Source organism: Streptomyces sp. NPDC085932 (genome assembly GCF_044540525.1).
GTDB classification, from domain to species: domain Bacteria; phylum Actinomycetota; class Actinomycetes; order Streptomycetales; family Streptomycetaceae; genus Streptomyces; species Streptomyces levis.
Genome location: NZ_JBITSJ010000001.1, coordinates 991,657 through 1,009,777, shown reverse-complemented (window position 1 = coordinate 1,009,777; position 18,121 = coordinate 991,657). Strand labels below are relative to the sequence as shown.

Below are 18,121 nucleotides of genomic sequence, written 5' to 3'. Positions count from 1 at the left end.
GCTCCGGACAGACTTCGGGACCTACGACTTGGAGCCTTGCGTGCACCGCAGAATCATCGTGCCGGGAGCCCTGGCAGCGGCCGTTCTCCTGCTGGCGATCCCGGCATCGGCCGCTCCCCACTCCCCCGGCGCGCCGGGTATCGGCGACCCCTACTACCCGGCCTACGGCAACGGCGGATACGACGTCTCCCACTACGACCTCCGGCTGAAGTACCAGCCGGAGACCGACGAACTGGAGGGCACGGCCACCCTCGTGGCCCGCACCACCCAGGACCTGTCGCGCTTCAACCTCGACTTCCTGCTGGACGTCGACGAGGTGCGCGTCAACGGGGCCAAGGCCTCGTTCACGACCTCCGGCGAGCACGAGCTGGAGGTCACGCCGAAGACCCCGCTGGCCAAGGGCACGGCCGTCACGGTCGTCGTGCGCTACCACGGCGTGCCGTCGTCGAAGCGGGCCTACGGCTTCACCAGCTGGCACCGCACCCCGGACGGCGGTGTCGCGGCCAACGAGCCGGAGGCGGCCGCCTGGTGGTTCCCGAGCAACGACCACCCCCTCGACAAGGCCACCTACGACGTGTCCGTGCTGGTCCCGGACGGCACCCAGGCCATCTCCAACGGCACGCTCCAGTCGACCAGTTCACGGCTCGGCTGGACGCGCTGGAACTGGCGTTCCAACAAGCCGCAGGCCACGTACCTCGCGACGCTCGCCGTAGGAAAGTTCGACCTCACCACCGGAACGACCGACAGCGGCATCCCGGTCGTCAACGCCTACAGCAAGGACCTGGGCGACCACGCCGGCGCGGCCCGCGCGAGCATCGAGCGCAGCGGCGAGATCGTGGACTGGCTGAGCGGGTACTTCGGGCCGTACCCGTACAACGCGCTCGGCGGGTACGTCCCGAACACGAACACCGGGTACGCGCTGGAGACCCAGACCCGGCCGTTCTACAGCCCCCGGCAGTTCGCGAACGGGTCGAACGTGTCCCTCGTCGTGCACGAGCTGGCCCACCAGTGGTACGGGGACGTGGTGTCCCTCAAGGGCTGGAAGGACATCTGGATCAACGAGGGCTTCGCCCGGTACGCGCAGTGGCTGTGGTCCGAGCACGAGGGGGAGGGCACCGCGCAGGAGCTCGCCGACTACGTGTACGCCTCGCACCCGGCCGACGACCCGTTCTGGACGGTGCGGCCCGGGGACCCCGGCCCGGACGACCAGTTCGACATCGCGGTCTACGACCGGGGCGCCCTCGCCGTGCAGGCGCTGCGCAACGCCATCGGCGACGAGGCGTTCTTCACGATCCTGAAGGGCTGGCCGCAGAAGTACGCGCACGGCAACGCGTCCGTCGCCGACTTCCGGCGCTACGCCGAGGAGGTGTCCGGCAAGCCGCTGGCCGCGCTCTTCGACACGTGGCTGTTCCAGCCGTCCAAGCCGGGGGTGCCGGCCGCCCGGGCCGCGGCGGTCGCGAAGGCGGCCAAGGCGGTGCCGCAGCCGAAGTCCTGGAAGCGCATCGCGGCGACCAACGGGGTGCACGAGCACGGCGGCCGCGCGGAGGGCGCCGGGCACCGGCACTGACGCGCCGCGTCCCGCCCCGCGGTCTACGGTGGGCCCATACGCACCGGGCGTATCGGCCCGGCGGTGTGACACGAGGGCGGCCGACGGAGGTGCGGGCGTGCGGAACGCGGCGATCATCGAGGCACCGTCCGTGCTCGGGCTGCGTCCGACGGGGGTCGAGGACCTGGCGTCCGCGCTGCTCGGCGCCGGTCTCGCCGACGCGCTCGGCGCCAGGACCGTGGGCCGGGTCGAGCCGCCGCCGTACGACCCGGAGCGGGACGCGCAGACCGGACTGCTGAACCCGGACGGCATCGCGGCGTACTCGGCGGCGCTGGCCGACGCCGTGGGCGCCGTCCTCGACGGCGGCCGGTTCCCGCTCGTGCTGGGCGGCGACTGCAGCGTGCTGCTGGGCAACCTGCTCGCGCTGCGTCGCCGGGACCGGCACGGGCTGCTGTTCCTCGACGGGCACACGGACTTCTACCAGCCGGAGGCCGAGCCGGCCGGTGAGGTGGCCTCGATGGAACTCGCCCTGGCCACCGGGCGCGGACCGCGGGTCCTGGCCGACCTGGAGGGCCGCGGCCCGCTCGTGCGCGACGGGGACGTCGTCGCCCTGGGCTTCCGGGACGCGGAGGAGTCCGCGGCGTTCGGGATGCAGCCGCTGCCGGACGCGCTGCACGCGATGGAGCTGGACACCGTACGCGCCCTGGGGGCGGCCGAGGCGGTCCGGCGGGCGGTCGGGCTGCTGAGCGGCGGCGCGGGCGCCGGGTTCTGGGTGCATCTGGACGTCGACGTCCTGGACGACGCCCTGATGCCGGCCGTGGACTACCGCCAGCCGGACGGCCTGACCTGGCAGGAGCTGGAGACGATCCTGCGCACGGCCCTCGCCTCCGGCACGGCGGTGGGCCTCGGCGTGGCGATCTTCAACCCGCGTCTGGACCCCGACGGCACCCTCGCCCGACGCCTCGCCGACTGCCTGGCCGGGGCCTTCGGCGGCGAGGGCTGAGCCCCGCCCGTGTCCTCACTGCCCGTGGTCGTACACCGTCACCGGTATGCCCTGGCGCACCAGCCGCTCCTCGACGATCGGCTCGACCCGGGACCATTTGCCGCCGGCGAGACCGCAGCCGATCCGGGGCATGTGCACGGAGGCGCCGAGTTCGCGGGCTTTCCCCGCGACGGCCGCCAGGGCCCGGTCGATCGCCTCATACCGCACGGGGACCCCCCTTGCTGCCGGTCCTGGTTCCGTGCCGGCCGATCATGTTCGCCACCCACACGTACTCATCCACCTGCACGAACTGCGCCGCGCCCAGACCGAAGTCGTTCTCCGCCCGGCCGCGGTGCCAGGCCCGGTAGGCCGCCTCGGGCCCCGGCCGGCGGCGTGAGACCGCGAGGACGAAGCCCTTGCCCCAGCCCCCGGCGTCGTTGCAGACGTGGGCGATGATCTTGACGCCCTTCACCGACGGAGCGGTGGCGTCACCGCGGACATACGCGATCTCCGACATGACGCCACCGTGGACGGCACCACTGACAGTGGCCCCGTGCCGCTACTTCGTCAGCCGGGACAGCTCCTGGTCGGCCGTCCGGGACACCCGGCGGCGGACGCCGTACCAGCCCGCCACCAGCATGATCGCGATCAGCGGGATGAGCAGGAGGGTCTTGCGGCCGACCTCCGGGTCGTTCCACATCATGGCCAGGCAGGCCAGCAGGAAGGCGATCGTGGCGATCTCCGTGACGGGGCTGCCGAAGAGGCGGAAGGTGGGGCGGGTGATCAAACCCGCCTTGGCGCGGCGGACGAAGACCAGGTGGCAGATCATGATGATCACCCACGTGCTGATGATGCCGAGGGAGGCGACGTTCAGCACGATCTCGAAGGCCTGGGCCGGGACGAGGAAGTTCAGGCCGACGCCGAGCACACAGACTCCGCAGGTCAGCAGGATGCCGCCGTAGGGGACCTGGCTGCGGTTCATACGGGCGGTGAACTTCGGCGCCGAGCCGGCCATCGCCATCGAGCGCAGGATGCGGCCCGTGGAGTACAGGCCGGAGTTGAGGGACGACATGGCGGCGGTCAGGACCACCAGGTTCATCACGTCGCCCGCGGCCGGGACGCCGATCTTCGACAGGACCGTGACGAAGGGGCTCTGGTCGGCCGAGTAGACCGACCCGGGCAGCAGCAGCGCCAGCAGGACGACCGAGCCGACGTAGAACAGGCCGACGCGCCACATGATCGAGTTCACCGCGCGCGGGACGACCTTCTCCGGCTCGGCCGTCTCGCCCGCCGCGACACCGACGAGCTCCAGCGCGGCATAGGCGAAGATCACGCCCTGCATCACGAGGACGACGGGCATCACGCCGTGCGGGAGGACGCCGCCGTTGTCGGTGATCACGCTCAGGCCCGGGGTGTGCCCGCCCACCTCGTGCTGCGTGGCGAGCAGGAAGATGCCGATGAGCATGAAGCCGACCAGCGTCGCGACCTTGATGATCGCGAACCAGAACTCCATCTCGCCGAAGATCTTCACCGAGATCAGGTTCACGGCGAGCACCACGGCGAGGGCGATCAGCGCGAGCACCCACTGCGGGATGTCGGTGAACAGGCTCCAGTAGTGCGTGTACAGCGCGATCGCGGTGATGTCGGCGATGCCGGTGGTCGACCAGTTCAGGAAGTACATCCAGCCGGCGACGTAGGCGCCCTTCTCGCCGAGGAACTCGCGCGCGTAGGAGACGAAGGAGCCCGAGGAGGGGCGGTACAGGACGAGCTCGCCGAGCGCCCGCACGACGAAGAAGGCGAAGACGCCGCAGACCAGGTAGGCGATCGCCAGCGCGGGGCCGGCGTTGTGCAGACGGCCGCCGGCGCCGAGGAAGAGGCCGGTGCCGATGGCCCCGCCGATGGCGATCATGTTGACGTGCCGGGCCTTGAGGTCCTTGCTGTAGCCGGCGTCGCCCGCGTCCGCGGGCACCTGGGCCGCATCGGTACGCGGCGTGGCCGCAGCCGTGTTCACGGCGTCCTTGCTCACGGTGGATCCACTCTCTGGTGCGCCCGAGCGGGTCACGCTCGGCTTCCGGACGTACATAAGGTCTGCGCCCTCTGTCAGGGCACAGACCAAGGGGCCACCTTCCCCCACGCCGCGCGGCTCACGCGATGGCACACGTCACACAGCGCTACTTCTCACACCGCCTTCACGTTCACCGTCACGGGTGTCACAGCACCGGTGAGACAGCGATACTGCTGCACATGACGACCGACGCCGGGGAGCCGATCCTCACCATCGACGAGCTGGCCGCCCGGGCCGGTGTCACGGTGCGCACGGTCCGCTTCTACGGCACCAAGGGCCTGCTGCCACCGCCGGTGCTCGGTCCCCGGCGCGTGGGGCACTACGGGCGCGACCACCTGGACCGGCTGGCGCTGATCGAGGAACTGCAGCGGCAGGGCATGACGCTGGCCGGCATCGAGCGCTACCTGCGGCAGCTGCCCGCGGACCTGAGCGCGCACGACCTGGCCGTCCACCGGGCGGTGGTGGCGTCCTGGGCGCCGGACGCCGTCGAGACGGTCACGCGCGAGGAGCTGGCGCGGCGGGCCGGGCGGCCGCTGGACGAGGAGGACGTCGAGCGGCTCGTCGCGATGGGCGTCATCCGGCCCGCCGACGACGGGTACGAGGCCGACCTCGGCCTGCTCCGGCTGGGTGCCGGGCTGCTGGACGTGCCCCTCTCGGCGGAGGCGATCTTCGCGGCGCGCAAGGTCCTCCTCGAACACGCGCGCGCCGCGGCCCGGGAACTCTCCCAGCTCTTCCGCGGCGAGGTCGCCGAGCGCGACGCGCGGGACGTGCGGTCCCTGTCGGCGCACATGCACCCCCTGGTGGTGCAGGCGCTGCTCACCGCGTTCCAGCGCTCGCTCAAGGAAGAGCTGGGCGAGTGGCTGACCCACCCTGCAGACGGGCCGCTCGCGGACTAGTCGCTGAAGCGCTCCCCCTTCTCCGCCTTCTCGACGAGCAGGGCGGGCGGGGTGAACCGGTCGCCGTAGCGCTCGGCGAGTTCCCGCGCGCGGTCCACGAAGCCGGGCAGTCCGACCCCTGTCCCGGCGCCGCCGTCGTAGCCGTTGATGTACTGCAGCACGCCGCCGGTCCAGCCCGGGAAGCCGATGCCGAAGATGGAGCCGATGTTGGCGTCGGCGACGGAGGTCAGGACGCCCTCCTCCAGCAGCCGGACGGTGTCCAGTGCCTCGGCGAAGAGCATGCGTTCCTGCATGTCCTCGAACGGGATGCGGTGACCGGGCCGGGTGAAGTGCTCGCGCAGTCCCGGCCAGAGGCGGGCGCGCCTGCCGTCCTCGTCGTAGTCGTAGAAGCCGGCACCGCCGCTGCGACCGGTGCGGCCGAACTCGTCGACCATGCGGTCGATGACGGCCTCGGCGGGGTGGGGCGTCCAGGTGCCGCCGGCCTCCTCGACCGCCCGCTTCGTCTCGGCCCGGATCTTGCGGGGCAGGGTCAGCGTCAGTTCGTCCATCAGCGACAGGACCTTGGCCGGGTAGCCGGCCTGCGCGGCGGCCTGTTCGACCGACGCGGGCTCGATGCCCTCGCCGACCATGGCCACGCCTTCGTTGATGAAGTGGCCGATGACGCGGGAGGTGAAGAAGCCGCGCGAGTCGTTGACGACGATCGGCGTCTTGTTGATCTGCCGGACCAGGTCGAAGGCGCGGGCCAGTGCCTCCTCGCCGGTGCGCTCGCCCTTGATGATCTCGACCAGCGGCATCTTGTCGACCGGCGAGAAGAAGTGCAGTCCGATGAAGTCGGCCTGCCGCTCGACGCCTTCGGCGAGGGCGGTGATGGGCAGGGTGGAGGTGTTGGAGCACAGCAGCGCGTCGGGGGCGACGACGTGCTGGATCTCCTGGAACACCTTGTGCTTGAGGGAGGTGTCCTCGAAGACGGCCTCGATGACCGCGTCGCAGCCGGCCAGGTCCTGGACCTCGGCGGTGGGCGTGATGCGGGCGAGCAGCGCGTCGGCCTTCTCCTGGGTGGTCCGGCCCTTGGCGACGGCCTTGGCGCACAGCTTCTCGGAGTAGCCCTTGCCCTTGAGGGCCGCCTCCAGGGACACGTCCTTCAGCACGACGTCGATGCCGGCGCGGGCACAGGAGTAGGCGATGCCCGCGCCCATCATGCCGGCGCCGAGGACGGCGACCTTGCGGGCCTTGCGGGGCTCGACGCCCTTGGGGCGGTTGGCACCGGAGTTGACGGCCTGGAGGTCGAAGAAGAACGCCTGGATCATGTTCTTCGAGGTCTGGCCCGCGGCCAGTTCGACGAAGTAGCGGGCCTCGATGACCTGTGCGGTCTCGAAGTCGACCTGGGCGCCCTCGACGGCCGCGGCGAGGATGTTGCGCGGGGCGGGGTAGGGGGCCCCGTTGGTCTGCTTGCGCAGGGTGGCCGGGAAGGCGGGCAGGTTGGCCGCGAACCTGGGGTTGGCCGGGGTGCCGCCGGGGATCTTGTAGCCCGGCCGGTCCCAGGGCTGCTGCGACTCGGGGTGGGCGTCGATGAACGCCTTCGCCTTGGCGAGAAGTTCGTCGTGCGTGTCGGCGACCTCGTCGACGAGGCCGTTGTCGAGGGCGCGGCGCGGGCTGTACTGGGTGCCCTGGAGGAGGACCTTCAGCAGGGCGTCGGCGATGCCCAGCAGGCGGACCGTGCGGACGACGCCGCCGCCTCCGGGCAGCAGGCCGAGGGTGACCTCGGGGCAGCCGATCTTCGAGCCGGGCGCGTCCAGGGCGATCCGGTGGTGGCAGGCCAGGGCGATCTCGTAACCGCCGCCCAGGGCCGCGCCGTTGAGGGCGGCGACGACGGGCTTGCCGAGGGTCTCGATGCGGCGCAGGTTCCGCTTGATCGCCATGCCGCCGTCGAACAGCTCCTGGGCCGTCTCGGGGGTGACGCGGATCAGGTCGCGCAGGTCGCCGCCGGCGAAGAAGGTCTTCTTGGCGGAGGTGATGATGACGCCCCGGATGGTGTCCTTCTCGGCCTCCAGCCGGTCGGTGACGGCGGCGAGGGAGTCGCGGAACGCCTGGTTCATGGTGTTCGCGGACTGGTTCGGGTCGTCGAGGACCAGGGTGACGAGGCCGGTGCGGTCCTGTTCCCAGCGGATGGTGGTGGACTCAGTGCTCATGTGGAGGTGCTCCGTGTGATCCGTCGGGAGGGGGTCAGATGCGCTCGACGATCGTGGCGACGCCCATGCCGCCGCCGACGCACAGCGTGGCGAGGCCGTAGCGCTTGTCCTGGCGCTCCAGTTCGTCGACGAGGGTGCCGAGGATCATCGCGCCGGTGGCGCCGAGGGGGTGGCCGAGCGCGATCGCGCCGCCGTTGACGTTGACCTTGTCCAGGGACAGGCCCATGTCCTTCACGAAGCGCAGCACGACCGCCGCGAACGCCTCGTTGATCTCGACGAGGTCGATGTCGTCGATGGTCAGTCCGGCCTTGGCGAGGGCCTTGCGGGTGGCGGGGGCGGGGCCGGTGAGCATGATCGTGGGCTCGGAGCCGGAGACGGCGGCGGAGACGATCCGCGCGCGGGGCGTGAGGCCGTAGCGCTCGCCGACCTCCCTGGAGCCGATCGCGACGAGCGAGGCGCCGTCGACGATGCCGGAGGAGTTGCCCGCGTGGTGGACGTGGTCGATCCTCTCCACCCAGTGGTACTGCTGGAGCGCGACGGCGTCGAAGCCGCCGAGTTCGCCGATGTCCGCGAAGGACGGCTTCAGCTTGGCGAGGGAGTCGGCGGTGGTGCCGGGGCGCGGGAACTCGTCGTGGTCGAGGACGACGAGACCGCTGCGGTCCTTCACGGGGACGACGGACCGGTCGAAGCGGCCGTCCTTCATGGCGGTGGCGGCCCGCTCCTGGGAGAGCGCCGCGTACTCGTCGACGTCCCGGCGGGAGAAGCCCTCGATGGTGGCGATGAGGTCGGCGCCGATGCCCTGCGGCACGAAGTTGACCTGGAGGTTGGTCATCGGGTCGTTGAACCAGGCGCCGCCGTCGGAGGCCATCGGCACGCGGGACATCGACTCGACGCCCCCGGCGAGGACGAGGTCCTCCCAGCCGGAACGGACCTTCGCGGCGGCCAGGTTGACGGCCTCCAGGCCCGAGGCACAGAAGCGGTTCTCCTGGACGCCCGCGACGGTGTCGGGCAGCCCGGCCGCGATCGCGGCGATCCGCGCGATGTCGGAGCCCTGGTCGCCGACCGGGCCGACGACGCCGAGGACGATGTCGTCGACGGCGGCCGGGTCGAGGTCCGGGAAGCGGGCGCGGATCTCGTGGATGAGTCCGACGACCAGGTCGATGGGCTTGGTGCCGTGCAGGGCGCCATTGGCCTTGCCGCGTCCGCGCGGGGTGCGGATCGCGTCGTACACGTACGCTTCGGTGCTCACGAGGAGGCCTTTCACTGAGGGTTTCGGGACGCTGGGAGCAGCCCGGGAACGTCCCACTCCCGGGCGACGTCCGCCGTGTCGGCGCCGGGCCGGGCCGGGCCGCTGCGGACGGTGGTCGGGGTCGCGGAGAAGCGTGGGGCCGGGGCGGGCTGGGTGATGCCGCCGTGGTCGGTGAAGGTGCCGCGGGCGGCCAGGTGCGGGTGGTGGGGTGCCTCGCGCAGTGACAGCACCGGCGCCACGCACGCGTCGGTGCCGTCGAAGACGGCCGTCCACTCGTCCCTGGTGCGGCTCTTGAAGCGGGCGGCGACCGCCGCGCGCAGGTCCTGCCAGCGGGCGACGTCCGTGCGGGCGGCGTCCTGGCCCTCGACCCCGAGCAGGGCGAGGAACTCCTCGTAGAACTGCGGCTCCAGGGCGCCGACGGCCATGTACCGGCCGTCGGCCGTCTCGTACGTGCCGTAGTAGGGGCAGCCGCCGTCCAGCAGGTTGGCGCCGCGGCGGTCCTGCCAGCCGCCGGCGGCGAGCATGCCGTGGATCATCGTGGCCAGGTGGGCGGTGCCGTCGACGACGGCGGCGTCCACGACCTGCCCGGTGCCGGTCGCCCGGGCGTGGTGGAGGGCGGCGAGAACGCCGACGACGAGGTAGAGGGAGCCGCCCGCGTAGTCGCCGAGCAGGTTGGCGGGGACCGGCGGCGGCTCGTCGGGGCGGCCGATCAGGCCGAGGGCGCCGGTGGGGGCGATGTAGGCGATGTCGTGCCCGGCGCGCGGGGCGAGCGGGCCGTCCTGGCCCCAGCCGGTCATCCGGCCGTAGACCAGGCGCGGGTTGCGGGCGTGGCAGTCCCCGGGCCCGACGCCGAGGCGCTCGGCGACGCCCGGGCGGTAGCCCTCGACCAGGATGTCGGCGCGGGCGGCCAGGTCGAGGACCTGGTTCGGGCCGTCCGGGGCCTTCAGGTCGACGACCACCGAGCGCTTGTTGCGGTTGGTGACGTCGTACGCCGGGTCGATGGCGAGCCCGGGGCCGCCGGGCCGGTCCACGCGCACCACCTCGGCCCCGAGGTCGGCGAGCAGCATGGCGGCGAACGGGCCGGGACCGATCCCGGCCAGCTCGACCACCCGCACCCCTGCGAGCGGGCCGTGCACCGGCGTCCTTGCCGTGGTCATCCAGCCCCCAGTGCTGTGACACAAATGATGTAACACCAGCGATGCTAAGAACACGTTCCACTCCGCACAAGAGCCGAACGAGCAAGCGCTTAGCAATGTGCCGTACGGGTCAGCCTCCGTCCAGCTCCGCTATGAGCCGCTTCGGTGCGATCACCCGGTAGCTCTCCTCCACCCAGTCGCACAGGAGTTCCGCGGCCGGGGCGCCCGGCGCCTCCAAAGGGACGCTCACCCAGCCCGCCTTGCCCAGGCCGTACCCGGCGGGCCCGGCGCCGGGGCAGGCGAGCGCATGGGCGTGCGCCGTCCCGTCCGTGAGCTTCACCGTCACTCCGAGGGGGTGGCTGCCGTCCCGCACGCCCAGGAAGACGAAGACCTTCTTGTCGACCTTCGCGACCGACTCGCCCCACGGGAACTCCTCGACGGCGCCCGGCAGCCCCAGGGCGAACGCGTGCACTTTCTCCCACTTCTTCAGGGCATTCCTGGGCACGGCCATCGCGTTCCTCCGGGCTCGTCGTCGGGCTCCGCACCGCTCACGCTAGCCTCGGCCACCGACAGCGGCACGGGCTGCACGACCGAGGGGTGTCATGGGCATGCAAAACAGGACGGACCGTCCGTACGACATCGTGCTCTTCGGAGCCACCAGTTTCGCCGGCACGCTCACCGCCGAGTACCTGGCCGGTCACGCGCCCGAGGGACTGCGCTGGGCGATCGCCGGCCGCAGCGAGGAGAAGCTGGCGCGGCTGCGGGAACGGCTGCCCGCCGGCGCGGAAATCGGCGTGGTGCGGGCGGACGTGTCCGACCCGGCCTCCCTGCGCTCCCTCGCCGAACAGGCGCGTGTGGTGGCCACGACGGTCGGCCCGTACGTCACCTACGGCGAGGATCTCGTCGCCGCCTGCGCGGACGCCGGGACGGACTATCTGGACCTGTGCGGCGAACCGGAGTTCGTGGACCGGACGTACGTCCGGCACGACGCCCGCGCGCGCGAGACCGGGGCCCGGCTGGTGCACGCCGCCGGGTTCGACTCCATCCCGCACGACCTGGGCGTGTACTTCACCGTGGGGCAGCTGCCGGAGGGTGTGCCGCTGAGCGTCGAGGGCTTCGTGACGGCCGACGCGACCTTCTCGGGCGGTACCTTCGCCTCCGCGCTGGGCCAGTTCGCGCGGCAGCGGCAGATGGCGGCGGCCGCGCGGGACCGGCGGCGGCACGAGCCGCGGCTGGTGGGCCGGCGGGCGTCGGCGCCGCTGGGCGCGCCGCGGTTCGCCGCGGAGGTGGGCGCGTGGGCGCTGCCGATGCCGACCATCGACCCGCAGATCGTGCGGCGTTCGGCGGCGGCGCTGGAGAGGTACGGACCCGACTTCCGCTATCGCCAGTACGCGGCCGTCCGGCGGCTGCCGGTGGCGGTGGGCGGGGTCGCGGCGGTCGGCGCGCTGGTCGCGGCGGCCCAGGTGCCCCCCGCGCGGCGCTGGCTGTCGGACCGGCTGAAGCCGGGGGACGGGCCGGGCCCGGAGAAGCGGGCCAGGAGCTGGTTCTCCGTGCGTTTCGTGGGCGAGGGCGGCGGCCGGCGGGTGTACACGGAGGTCTCGGGCGGCGATCCGGGCTACGGCGAGACGGCGAAGATGCTGGCCGAGTCGGCGCTGTGCCTGGCCTTCGACGAACTGCCGCGGACGGCCGGCCAGGTCACCACGGCGGTCGCCATGGGCGACGCGCTCGTCGAGCGGCTGCGGGCGGCGGGCATCCGCTTCCGCGTGGCGTCGGTGCGCTGAGGAGGCGCCGGGTGGCCTACAGCGGCCACTCGGCGATGGTGTAGATCATCCCGGCTATCCAGCCGAGTCCCGCCAGCACGGCGAGGATCAGTCCGATGGTGACGGCCCGCTCGACGGTCTGGGTCGGGCCGGCAACTGGCTTGGGGGCGCGGTGCGTCGTCATGCGCCCCAGCCTGCCGAGCGGTCGCCGGCCCGGCATCCGTACGGGTACTCAGAGCCGGTACTCAGTTCCGGCCCCCCCTTCCGCTCCGCCCCTCTCCCCCGGCTTGAGGCTTTCCCCTGTTCGCCTGCCGGTGAGCGCGGGGAAAGTGCCGACAAGGAGTTCAATGAAACCCTTGAAGGCATGAGATTCCTTCTTGAAGTGTCCCTGGACGACCCGGCGTCGGAGCGGGACCCGGCAGGCGAACTGGGCCGGATCCTCAGGTACTGGGCCGGCAACCTGCGCCACTACCGACTGGCCCCGGGCGACGGGTCGGCGGTCTACGACTCGGACCACCGCGAAGTGGGCCGCTGGCGGGTGGAGGATCAGTCCGCGTAGGCCTTGCGCAGCGCCTCGCGGCACAGCGCGTCCGCCCTGCGGGTGGTCTCCGGGAGGCGGTACGCGGGCGTGAGGGCGAGGGTGTGGGCGCACGCGTTGGCCAGGGTCACGCGGTGGCCCGCCGAGACGAACACCGGTTTGACCCCGTCCCGGGTGCGCAGGGCGCGGCCGACCTCCTCGGAGCCGGCGAACAGCGCCGAGGTGCTGCCGCGCGGGGTGTCCGGGTCGTCGAAGGTGAAGGTGAACGGGTTCTTGGCGACGCCGATCGTGGGCAGGCCCGTCAGGACGCCGAGGTGGCAGGCCAGGCCGAAGCGGCGCGGGTGGGCGAGGCCGTAACCGTCGCAGACCACCAGGCCGGGCTCGCAGGGCAGCGCGCCGAGGGCGGCCAGGACCGTGGGGATCTCACGGAAGGCGAGCAGTCCGGGCACGTAGGGGAAGGAGATCCGGCCCACCGCTGTGGCCTCGGCGACGACGTCGAGGCTCGCCGCGTCCAGGACGACCGCGGCCGCCGCGACGACGTCGCGCGCGTCGTCGTAGGCGACGTCGACACCGGTCACCCGGCCGGTCCCGGGCGGCGGACCCGGCTCGTCGAGGACGACCCGCTCGCGCAGGGCGTCCTGCACGGCACGGGCCTGCTCCTCGGTGGCGGGCCAGTCCTCGGGGATGCGTACGGTCGTCATGGTGCCCCGAGCCTACGGGCCGCGCCGAGGCCGGCGGGGTCAGGGGGTCCCGCCGGCCTCGTGGAGCGTGCGCCTCACTTGCCCAGGGCGCGCTGCAACTGACTCTTGTTCATGCTGGAACGGCCCTCGACGCCCTTGCGCTTGGCCTCCTGGTACAGCTGGTCGTAGGTCGGGCCCTGGGAGCCCTGTCCCGACCGCTGCCCGCCGCGCTTTCCGGACGACATGTCCTTCGTGGAGGTGCGGCTGGCCGTCTTCGACTCGCCGGAGCGGGCGCGTTCCTTGTTCACCGTCCGTGCGGCGATCTCCTTGGCGCGGCCGGTGCTCTCGCCCCGGTCCTTCGCGCTCTCCTTGATGTGCTCGTACTGGCGCTCCCGCTTGGAGCTCGAACCGCGTGGCATTCTCGCTCACTTCCTTTCACGTCCGGTGAACGAGTACCCACACTGCCCATCCTCACCGCACAGCGCGCGCTCAGTGCTCCAGGCGGGCCACCCGTCCCTGCTCGCCGGCGGCCCAGCAGCCGTGGTTCGGGGCGCAGTCGACGGTGTCGTAGGAGCCCGTGTCGACCGTCCGCCAGGTGCGGCCGGCGTCCGTGGTGAGGTCGGTGCCGGTCGGGCCGACGGCGAGGGCGGCGGTGCGGCTGTGCGGGAGCCAGGCGACGCCGGAGCGGTAGGCGGTGGGCGGCGCGGTCGCGGGGCGCCAGGTGCGGCCGCCGTCGGACGTGCGTGCGGCGGCGTGCGGTGAGGGCTGCTCGGGCCGGAAGTCGCCGCCGACGGCGAGGCCGTGGGCCCGGTCGCGGAAGGCCAGTGCGAAGACCCCGCGAGCCGGATCGCCCGCGGGCAGGGGCATGGTGGTGGCCTTCCAGGTGTGTCCCCGGTCGGCGGAGTGCAGCACGCGCGCGTCCGCGGCCCCGCCGGTGGCGAGCCAGACGTCCTTCGGCCCGGAGGTGACCAGGCACTGGCCACTGGCGGCGAACCCGGCCTCGCCGTCCTGCGCGGGCGGCATGCCCCGGTCCGGCAGCACCCGCCAGGTCCGTCCGCCGTCGCCGGTCGACAGGATGCGGAACTTCCCGTCGACCGGGTCGCTCAGGGCCAGGCCGTGGCGGTGGTCGAAGAAGGCGAGGCAGTCGTAGAAGGCCTTCGGCTCGGTGTTGCGGAAGGACTCCGTCCAGGTCGCTCCGCCGTCGTCGGTGCGGTAGACGCGCGACGCCTCGCCCTCGCCGATGGCCAGGACGACGGCCCGGCGCGCGTCGAAGGCCTCGACGTCCCGGAACTGCAACTCCCCCGCGCCGGGCGGCGATACGTTCCGCCAGGTCGCTCCGCCGTCGGTGGTGCGCAGCACGGTGCCGGCGGTGCCGGCGGCCCAGGCGGTGTTCCGGCCGACGGCGGCCAGACCGCGGTACCGCACGTCCGGGGTGCCGGTGTCCTTGAGTTCCCAGTGCGGTGCCCGGTGCTCCGGTTCGTGCGCCCCCGCGGGCCCGGCGGTCAGGGCGGCCAGTGCCGCCGCGCACGCCGTGACCGCGATCGTTCCGCGTCCCGTCCGCCCTGTCCGGCCTGTCCGTCCCGCCCGTCGCGTGCTCCCCATGCGCCTCATGGCCGGGGAAGCTAGCCCACCGCCCGGGCGCCGTCCAGACGGCCTCGGGTCCACGACCGGTGTGCGGGGAGGCGTCAGCCGTGCCCTTCGGGGCACACGAGGAGAGCCCGGTCACTCCCGTGCATGAAACGCGGTGACAGAGGTCACTCGCATCGCGAGTGCACGGAATGGCCGATTCCGTCGTCTCTTCCCATGCCCGGCCTCATCCGCCCGGACGTGTCCGTCCCGCCGTCACAAGGGAGCAAGGCGTTGTCCATCGTCATCGAGCAGCCCGTGGAGGCCCGCCTCGTCGCCGCCGCGCCGCGTATGCCGAGCATTCCCGCGACGCTGCACTACGACCGGCGCGACCCGTTCGCCGTGCGCATGACCTTCCCGGCCCCGGCGACGCTGGAGGGCGTCGAGGTGTGCTGGACGTTCTCCCGTGAGCTGCTCACCGCCGGGATGCAGGCCCCCGAGGGGCACGGCGACGTCCGGGTGCGGCCCTACGGCTACGACCGCACGGTACTGGAGTTCCACGCCCCCGAGGGCACCGCCGTGGTGCACGTCCGGTCGAGCGAGATCCGCACGTTCCTGGAGGCGACGGGCGAGCTCGTGCCCGTCGGCCTGGAGCACCTGCAACTGGACCTGGACCACGACCTCGCGGAGCTGATGCGCGACGCCTGCTGAGCGCCGACCCGCTGCTTCCGGCAGGGCGTCGGCCTCGCCGTCGACCAGCGTGCCGGCGGCTGCGGCCCCGTCCACGAGCCGGGCGCTGACGGTGTCCCGGACGTGGGGCAGGACGAGCGGAGCCCGGCGTGGAAGGCGGAGGCGAGGTCGTTCCGGTGCACAGGCCGGTCACTCGGCCGGCCGCCCCGGCCCACCGGCCGGCCCGAAGGCTACAGGGACGTGGACCGGGCGGTCAGAGGGACGCCGGCACCGGCGCGGTCGCGGCCACCGCCGCGCGCACCTCGCGGACGATCCCCGCGAGGCCGGGCACCGACGCAGCGGCCCGGTCGGTCAGCTCCTCGACGCGCTGCTCAGCCGGGTGCGCGCCGAGCAGGCCGGCGGCGTCGGCCAGGACGGCGACGGCCGCGTCCCGCTCGGCGATCCCCGCGGCCGGCAGCGGCCCGAGCAGGACCTCCCGCGCCTCCTCCCGCAGCGCCTTCACCGCGGCGGCGCGCTCCAGCGCGTACTCCACGGACGGGAAGACACCGAGGACGCGTCTCTTCTCCGCCCGCAGATATCCCCCGGCCACGAGCTGCTCCCGTACGGCGTCGGCGGTCACCCGCGCCCGCAGCGTCACCCAGGTCCGCCACGAGTGCGGACACGACTCGTGGACCAGTTCCAGCAGCCCGTCGAGGACCGCGTCACCGCTGCGCGAGTCCATGTCGGCCGGCGTGACGATGCCGTCCACGTCGGTGAGCAGGCCGCGGCGGGCCAGGTCGACCAGGGCCCCGGCCCGCACCGGCCCCGCCGGGTGGGTGGCGCCGCCCGCCGGAGGCCGCGCGGTGTCCCAGGCCAGCAGCGACAGCCGGGCCGGCAGCGTGAGCGAACCGTGGGACACGGGGCCTCCTGGGGCGGGGAGATCGGCTTCGGACAATTGCGTTGACAGGCCCGGTACCCCTTCCTACGGTGTACAGCGGTCCTGTTGCCGTCGATTGGAGAAGGACGTTGCTCGTCTGAGGTCCTGAGACACCGCGCCCCACCCGTGAGGTGTGTGCGCTGCGTGCGACCTCGGCGTTCGAGCCGTCCCCCGGTGCAGGGCTCTTCTCATGCCCGTGGACTCTCCTCCCTGGTCGCAGGTGTCTCGACACGCGTTTGCCCCTGACTGCTCCGAGCAACCGCGAGTGAGGCCCCATGTCCACTTCCATCACTGTCACCTCCCTGTCGTTCACCTGGCCGGACGGCACTCCCGTCTTCGAGGACCTGGACGTCGCGTTCGGGCCCGGACGGACCGGCCTGGTCGGTGTCAACGGGTCGGGGAAATCGACCCTCCTGAAGCTGATCGCCGGTGACCTCGCACCGGCCGACGGCACCGTCCGTGTCACCGGCGAGGTCGGCTACCTGCCGCAGAACGTCACGCTCGACACCGCCCTGCGGGTCGACGAGGCGCTCGGGATCGCCGGCCGGCGGGCCGCGCTGCACGCCATCGAGGCGGGCGACGTGGCCGAGGAGCACTTCGAGACCGTCGGCGACGACTGGGACGTCGAGGAGCGCGCCCTGGCCACGCTCGGTGAACTCGGCCTCGGGCACATCGGGCTGGACCGCACCGTCGGCGAGGTGTCGGGCGGCGAGTCCGTCCTGCTGCGGCTGGCCGCGCTGCTGCTGCGCCGGCCCGACGTGCTGCTGCTGGACGAGCCGACCAACAACCTCGACCTGTACGCCCGCCGGCGGCTGTACGAGGCCGTGCGGTCCTGGCCCGGCGTCATGGTCGTGGTCAGCCACGACCGGGAACTGCTGGACCTGGTCGACCAGATCGCCGACCTGCGCTCCGGCGCGATCACCTGGTACGGCGGGAACCACTCCGCCTACGAGGAGGCCCTGGCGGTCGAGCAGGAGGCGGCCGAGCGCATGGTGCGTGTCGCCGAGGCCGACTTCCGCAAGCAGAAGCGCGAACTGACCGACGCGCAGGTCAAACTGGCCCGCCGCAAGCGGTACGGCCAGAAGATGTGGGACCAGAAACGCGAGCCGAAGATCGTCATGGGAGCGCGCAAGCGGGCGGCGCAGGAGTCCGCCGGCAAGCACCGCATCATGCACGAGGAGAAGCTCGCCGAGGCCAGGGAGCGGCTCGACGAGGCGGTGGAGGCCGTGCGGGACGACGACGAGATCCGCGTCGACCTGCCGTACACGGCCGTGCCGCCGGGGCGTACCGTGCTGACCCTCCAGGACCTCGTGCTGCGGTACGGCGCCCGGGTGAAGGGCGGGCTCGACCTGCGCGGTCCCGAGCGGGTCGCGCTGATCGGGCGCAACGGCGCGGGCAAGACCACCCTGCTGCGCACGATCACCGGGGAACTGCCGGCGGAGTCGGGCGAGGTGACGGCGCACGTCCCGCTGCGGTTCCTGCCGCAGCGCCTCGACGTCCTGGACGGGGAGCGGACGGTCGCCGAGAACGTGGCCCGGTTCGCGCCGGGTGCCACCAACAACCGGATCCGGGCGCGCCTGGCCCGCTTCCTGTTCCGGGGCGGCCGGGCCGACCAGAAGGCGGCGACGCTGTCCGGCGGCGAACGCTTCCGGGCGGCCCTGGCCGCCCTGATGCTGGCCGAGCCGGCGCCGCAGCTGCTCCTGCTGGACGAGCCGACCAACAACCTGGACATGGCCAGCGTGCGGCAGCTGACCACGGCCCTGGAGTCGTACGAGGGGGCGCTGATCGTGGCAAGCCACGACCTGCCGTTCCTGGAGTCGATCGGCATCACCCGCTGGCTGCTGCTGGAGGACGGAGAACTGAAGGAAATCACGCCAGAAGCTGTCGGGTATCCCGCCTAGCGTCGGA

General features: G+C 72.7%; 17 protein-coding genes and 1 pseudogene. 7 read left to right on the top strand and 11 right to left on the bottom strand.

From position 1 onward, the window contains the following. The first annotated feature begins 40 nt into the window (after nucleotides 1-40). On the top strand, nucleotides 41-1,567 hold the full coding sequence (locus ACIGAQ_RS04025) for a M1 family metallopeptidase (protein ID WP_399778963.1): 1,527 nt from the start codon (nucleotides 41-43) through the stop codon (nucleotides 1,565-1,567). Between the two features lie 97 nt (nucleotides 1,568-1,664). After that, entirely contained in the window at nucleotides 1,665-2,549 is an 885-nt protein-coding gene (locus tag ACIGAQ_RS04020; RefSeq protein WP_399778961.1) for an arginase family protein, read from the top strand. Nucleotides 2,550-2,564: 15 nt separating this feature from the next. On the opposite strand, the pseudogene ACIGAQ_RS04015 reads toward ACIGAQ_RS04020, so the two are convergent. Together ACIGAQ_RS04015 and ACIGAQ_RS04010 are read right to left on the bottom strand one after the other, a co-directional pair. After that, nucleotides 2,565-3,045 (bottom strand): annotated as a pseudogene (locus tag ACIGAQ_RS04015) (macro domain-containing protein). 42 nt (nucleotides 3,046-3,087) lie between these two features. Beyond that, nucleotides 3,088-4,554, bottom strand: a complete 1,467-nt coding sequence (locus ACIGAQ_RS04010; RefSeq protein ID WP_399778959.1) for an amino acid permease — start codon at nucleotides 4,552-4,554, stop codon at nucleotides 3,088-3,090. 218 nt (nucleotides 4,555-4,772) lie between these two features. On the opposite strand from ACIGAQ_RS04010, the gene ACIGAQ_RS04005 reads away from it, so the two are divergent. Next, nucleotides 4,773-5,489 (top strand): MerR family transcriptional regulator, encoded by a 717-nt coding sequence (locus ACIGAQ_RS04005; RefSeq protein ID WP_399778957.1) that lies wholly within the window; start codon nucleotides 4,773-4,775, stop codon nucleotides 5,487-5,489. Here ACIGAQ_RS04005 and ACIGAQ_RS04000 read toward each other — a convergent pair. The 4 genes from ACIGAQ_RS04000 to ACIGAQ_RS03985 all read right to left on the bottom strand — a co-directional run bounded on the left by ACIGAQ_RS04000 (nucleotide 5,486) and on the right by ACIGAQ_RS03985 (nucleotide 10,574). Beyond that, nucleotides 5,486-7,678 carry a 3-hydroxyacyl-CoA dehydrogenase NAD-binding domain-containing protein gene (locus ACIGAQ_RS04000; protein WP_399778955.1) on the bottom strand — a complete coding sequence of 731 codons (2,193 nt, stop codon included), beginning with the start codon at nucleotides 7,676-7,678 and terminating at the stop codon, nucleotides 5,486-5,488. The genes ACIGAQ_RS04005 and ACIGAQ_RS04000 overlap by 4 nt on opposite strands. A 34-nt stretch (nucleotides 7,679-7,712) precedes the next feature. After that, the gene (locus tag ACIGAQ_RS03995) at nucleotides 7,713-8,927 is read right to left on the bottom strand and encodes an acetyl-CoA C-acetyltransferase (RefSeq protein WP_399778953.1); all 1,215 of its coding nucleotides are present in this window, start codon (nucleotides 8,925-8,927) and stop codon (nucleotides 7,713-7,715) included. 11 nt (nucleotides 8,928-8,938) lie between these two features. Further along, on the bottom strand, nucleotides 8,939-10,084 hold the full coding sequence (locus ACIGAQ_RS03990; protein WP_399778951.1) for a CaiB/BaiF CoA transferase family protein: 1,146 nt from the start codon (nucleotides 10,082-10,084) through the stop codon (nucleotides 8,939-8,941). 109 nt (nucleotides 10,085-10,193) lie between these two features. Beyond that, nucleotides 10,194-10,574, bottom strand: a complete 381-nt coding sequence (locus ACIGAQ_RS03985; protein ID WP_399778949.1) for an MmcQ/YjbR family DNA-binding protein — start codon at nucleotides 10,572-10,574, stop codon at nucleotides 10,194-10,196. 91 nt (nucleotides 10,575-10,665) lie between these two features. Here ACIGAQ_RS03985 and ACIGAQ_RS03980 point away from each other — a divergent pair, with 91 nt between their 5' ends. Next, nucleotides 10,666-11,844 (top strand): saccharopine dehydrogenase family protein, encoded by a 1,179-nt coding sequence (locus tag ACIGAQ_RS03980; protein ID WP_399778947.1) that lies wholly within the window; start codon nucleotides 10,666-10,668, stop codon nucleotides 11,842-11,844. Nucleotides 11,845-11,860: 16 nt separating this feature from the next. Here ACIGAQ_RS03980 and mmpA read toward each other — a convergent pair whose 3' ends face one another. After that, on the bottom strand, nucleotides 11,861-12,007 hold the full coding sequence (mmpA, locus tag ACIGAQ_RS03975) for a morphogenic membrane protein MmpA (RefSeq protein ID WP_010042861.1): 147 nt from the start codon (nucleotides 12,005-12,007) through the stop codon (nucleotides 11,861-11,863). Nucleotides 12,008-12,187: 180 nt separating this feature from the next. Here mmpA and ACIGAQ_RS03970 point away from each other — a divergent pair, with 180 nt between their 5' ends. Next, the gene (locus ACIGAQ_RS03970; RefSeq protein WP_311687198.1) at nucleotides 12,188-12,382 is read left to right on the top strand and encodes a hypothetical protein; all 195 of its coding nucleotides are present in this window, start codon (nucleotides 12,188-12,190) and stop codon (nucleotides 12,380-12,382) included. Here the strand turns inward: ACIGAQ_RS03970 and ACIGAQ_RS03965 are convergent. From ACIGAQ_RS03965 to ACIGAQ_RS03955, 3 genes are all read right to left on the bottom strand, one after another. Continuing rightward, entirely contained in the window at nucleotides 12,370-13,062 is a 693-nt protein-coding gene (locus ACIGAQ_RS03965; protein ID WP_399778945.1) for an endonuclease V, read from the bottom strand. The two genes, ACIGAQ_RS03970 and ACIGAQ_RS03965, sit on opposite strands and share 13 nt — an antisense overlap. A 74-nt stretch (nucleotides 13,063-13,136) precedes the next feature. Next, nucleotides 13,137-13,460 carry a hypothetical protein gene (locus tag ACIGAQ_RS03960; protein WP_062930312.1) on the bottom strand — a complete coding sequence of 108 codons (324 nt, stop codon included), beginning with the start codon at nucleotides 13,458-13,460 and terminating at the stop codon, nucleotides 13,137-13,139. Between the two features lie 70 nt (nucleotides 13,461-13,530). Continuing rightward, on the bottom strand, nucleotides 13,531-14,643 hold the full coding sequence (locus ACIGAQ_RS03955) for a WD40/YVTN/BNR-like repeat-containing protein (RefSeq protein ID WP_399778943.1): 1,113 nt from the start codon (nucleotides 14,641-14,643) through the stop codon (nucleotides 13,531-13,533). Between the two features lie 258 nt (nucleotides 14,644-14,901). Here ACIGAQ_RS03955 and ACIGAQ_RS03950 point away from each other — a divergent pair, with 258 nt between their 5' ends. After that, nucleotides 14,902-15,318 carry an SsgA family sporulation/cell division regulator gene (locus tag ACIGAQ_RS03950; protein WP_311687246.1) on the top strand — a complete coding sequence of 139 codons (417 nt, stop codon included), beginning with the start codon at nucleotides 14,902-14,904 and terminating at the stop codon, nucleotides 15,316-15,318. Nucleotides 15,319-15,550: 232 nt separating this feature from the next. Here ACIGAQ_RS03950 and ACIGAQ_RS03945 read toward each other — a convergent pair whose 3' ends face one another. Next, on the bottom strand, nucleotides 15,551-16,195 hold the full coding sequence (locus ACIGAQ_RS03945) for a GPP34 family phosphoprotein (RefSeq protein WP_399778941.1): 645 nt from the start codon (nucleotides 16,193-16,195) through the stop codon (nucleotides 15,551-15,553). 293 nt (nucleotides 16,196-16,488) lie between these two features. Between ACIGAQ_RS03945 and ACIGAQ_RS03940 the strand changes: the two genes are divergently transcribed. Then, nucleotides 16,489-18,114, top strand: coding sequence for an ABC-F family ATP-binding cassette domain-containing protein (locus ACIGAQ_RS03940; protein ID WP_311687208.1), 1,626 nt, complete (start codon nucleotides 16,489-16,491; stop codon nucleotides 18,112-18,114). Nucleotides 18,115-18,121: the final 7 nt, after the last annotated feature.